The organism is Bacteroidia bacterium (assembly GCA_019695265.1).
Classification (GTDB): domain Bacteria; phylum Bacteroidota; class Bacteroidia; order JAIBAJ01; family JAIBAJ01; genus JAIBAJ01.
Genome location: JAIBAJ010000186.1, coordinates 1 through 3,770, shown reverse-complemented (window position 1 = coordinate 3,770; position 3,770 = coordinate 1). Strand labels below are relative to the sequence as shown.

Annotated in this window: 2 protein-coding genes; both read right to left on the bottom strand. The window is 41.4% G+C overall.

Annotated features, from left to right (window positions below):
- Positions 1–522: 522 nt before the first annotated feature.
- On the bottom strand, positions 523–2,238 hold the full coding sequence (locus K1X82_15090) for a peptide MFS transporter (GenBank protein MBX7183435.1): 1,716 nt from the start codon (positions 2,236–2,238) through the stop codon (positions 523–525).
- A gap of 72 nt (positions 2,239–2,310) precedes the next feature.
- A partial coding sequence (locus tag K1X82_15085; protein MBX7183434.1) for a GH3 auxin-responsive promoter family protein occupies positions 2,311–3,770 on the bottom strand: 1,460 nt, incomplete at its 5' end.

The window sequence follows — 3,770 nt, the reverse complement described above, 5'->3', positions numbered from 1 at the left end:
ATACAGACTCGGCAAATAAAATCAATTCTAATAACAAGCCAATCTATAAAAGAAAATAAACAGCCTGAAATTTGTCTATTAGAAGCCATCGTCTATTTTACAGCCTGAAATTTGTCTATTACTCCAATTTGAACTATTCTATCCAAAATCCAATAGAATTTTATCCAGGCTTGCAATCACTTCAAATACAAAGATTTAGACACCATTTCTATTGCAAACCTGTGTTCAATTGTAATCTGTAAACCTTGAATTATAAACTGTGTAAACTTAATTCCTCCTATGAATTGTACCAAACTTTAGGGTTTGCACCCCGGGCAACGATAGAGCCAGCTAGCCCACAGGAGCCCGCAGCCCCAAGGCGGAGGGCGACGAGGACTAGCGGCGAAAGCGTGACCCGAACGCCATGCAATTACTCTAAATGTTGCACAAAACCCAGTTGGCGGAGGGGGCCCGCCAAACCAAAAAGAAACCCTCCCTGAATTAAACTCAAAGAGGGTTAACCTGCTTAATTAAATAGAAAAACTATTTCACATTGTTTTCTTTCATTACTCCATTGAGCCATTTCAACATAAGGAATAATAATACGGCAGCCCCGGAAACCAAGGCAAAATTCATGAGAAAAAAGTTCGACTTATCTTCGGTGCTTTCCCACAAGCCCGATAACATACCTGAAAGTTTATTTCCTACAGAAATGGCCAGGAAGAAACCACCCATCATAAGTGCAGTAATTCGTGGAGGCGACAATTTAGAAACGAGGGATAGTCCCATGGGCGACAAGCAAAGTTCGCCAATGGTAATAACACCGTAAGAAGCAAGCAACCACATGGAACTGGCTTTGGATTCTAAATGATTGGTTGACATAACTGCCCCCACCATCACCAGAGCAGATAAGGCGGTAATAACAAGTCCGATGGCAATTTTAGTAGGTGTGCTAGGCTCCATTTTCCTTGAGTTGAGGAAACTAAAGAATCCTACCACAACCGGAGTAAGCATTACCACCCAAAAAGGATTGATGGATTGATAAAGTTCGGTAGAAAACAATTTCAAATCCGAACCTTTTGCAGGAATTTGAGCAGTTGGCAAGGTTTCGAAGTATTTCCTGGACTTTTCGAGTTGAGAGATTTCACCTGCAAATTGCGCTTTAGCTTTTAACTCTTCCGGTGTTTCCTTTGGCATGGCATCCTCGATAGCCCTCATAGAATCAATTTTGGATTTGAAAGTTGCCTCATCCGCAGAAACTATGTCGTTATTAACCACTACCTGAGCCATTCCAATTTTATCGGCTGATTCGGAAATAGCTTCCGGCATCTGGCGGTCGGTATGGTCTTCGGCCCATATGGTTAAGGCATCGCCATTTTGATGAAAGATGGCAAAGAATAAAATAACGCAGGTAAAAACTGCTAATAAAGCCTTAATGGCCCGGCTTTCTTTAGCTTCCGAATTAAAAGCCAGGTAAATAAAGAAACCAATAACAGGAAGGCAACCGATAATAAATGCATCATTGGTATCGGTACCCAGGAAATTTCCGGGAATTAAATATCCCAATACTCCAAAAACAAACATAGGCAGAACAGTCATGCTCAGGATTTTTCCGGTTGACATATCGCCCTCTTTCAATGGTTTAATTACATCGACATGTTTGATGTGTTTGGTGCCGACTAAAAAAACTGTTACCCCAATCAACATTCCAACGCCTGCTGCTGCAAAAGCATGTCCCCAGCCGTAATTAATGCGCATGTATGCTGCTACGAAATTGCAAATGAAGGCACCCACATTAATACCCATGTAAAAAATGTTGTAACCGGCATCTTTCTTTTCTTTGAGCTCATCGGAACTATACAAATTTCCGACCATGGTAGAAATATTGGGTTTAAAAAAACCATTACCCACAATAATAAGAAGCAAGGCAATATAGAAAGAGGTAATACTATGAACAGAAAGCATAAAATAGCCTGCAGCCATCATGAGTCCGCCGGTTATAATGGCTTTACGATAACCCAGGATACGGTCAGCGATTAAGCCTCCGATAAATGGAGTTAAGTAAACTAAGCCAAGGTAGGTACCATAAATATCCGATTTTTGTCCCGGACTAAATCCCATCCCGCCATTGTTCCAACTATCGAGCATGTAGAGGGAGAAAATTCCCAACATGAGGTAATAACCGAAGCGTTCCCACATTTCTGTTCCAAACAGAATCCATACGCCAAAGGGGTGTTTTGCTGATTTTGAATCGCTCATTTTTAAATTTTAGGCCGCTAATGTACTTTTTTTCCTAAAAGGGTTTAGGAAAGTTTTTGGCAAGATCAAAGTCTATGAAATAGCAAAGGAAAGCTTAAGGATTTCATCAACAAAGCTACGGTCGTTGCTAAGCCGGGGCACTTTGTGTTGTCCGCCTAATTTGCCCCGAAGTTTCATCCATTGGTAAAAAGTACCATCGGGCATTTGATGCAAGATTGGTTTTTGGAGAATAAAATCTTTATAGCGTTTTGCTTCATAATCCGAGTTAATAGATTGAAGAGCTAGATCCAGTTCGGCAGTAAAGTCAGAAAGATTCGCAGGAGGCAAATCGAATTCGACTAACCATTCATGTGCGCCGGTATCTTTTCCGGAGAAGTATACCGGGCAGGCGGTAAATTCTTTGACCCTTGCACCCGTTTTTTGGCAAGCAATTGCTATGGCTTTTTCTGCATTATCTACAATAACTTCTTCACCAAATGCATTTATAAAATGCTTAGTACGGCCGGTAATGCGAATACGGTAGGGATTAAGACTGGTAAATTGGATTACATCACCAATTTTATAACGCCATAAACCGGCATTGGTAGTAATAATGAGAGCGTAGTTGGTATTAAGTTCTACTTCATCAAGTCCTAAGGTTTTGGGATCGGATGAATCCGGTTGATCGAGGGGCATAAACTCATAGTAAATGCCATAATCAAGCATAAGAAGCAAATCGGTGTTATTGCTTTGATCCTGAATTCCAAAAAACCCTTCCGAAGCATTATATGTTTCGAGGTAGTAAATTCCCGGATTACCTATGGTTTGTTGAAAATGATCGCGATAGGGTGCGAAATTGACGGCCCCGTGCATAAAGAGTTCCAGGTTAGGCCATACCTCGCGAATACTTTTCTTACCTGTAATATCTAATATTCTTCGGAGCAAAACCAAAGTCCAGGAAGGCACTCCGCTAATGCTGGTAACATCTTGTTCACTGGTTACCCTGGCCATTTTCTCAAGTTTGGCTTCCCATTCATCCATCAGCGCAATGGAAATATCTGGCGTTCGAATAAATTCGGCCCAAAAGGGTAAGTTTTGAATAATGATGGCAGACAAATCGCCATAATAGGCGTCGTTGCTAAACTGCACCATTTGATGGCTTCCTCCCAAGGCCAGGCCTCGACCGGAAAACAAATTGGTTTCGGGCACATTGTTGCAATAAATGCATAACATATCCTTACCACCTTTGTAATGGCAATCTTCCAAAGCTTCCTTGCTTACCGGAATAAATTTGCTTTTACCGGCCGTAGTTCCGCTTGATTTTGCAAACCATTTAATTTCAGAATTCCAAAGAACATTTTGTTCCCCTTGCATCATGCGGTCGATGTAGGGTTTAAGGTCATCGTATTCCTGCACTGGAACCCGCTGTTTAAAAACCTCCTTGGTTTCGATTGATTTATAGTCAAACTTTTTGCCCCATTCGGTGTGTTGGGCTTCGTTTAGTAAACGTGAAAGCCATTCAGCCTGAACATCGTGCGGATAACGAATAAACA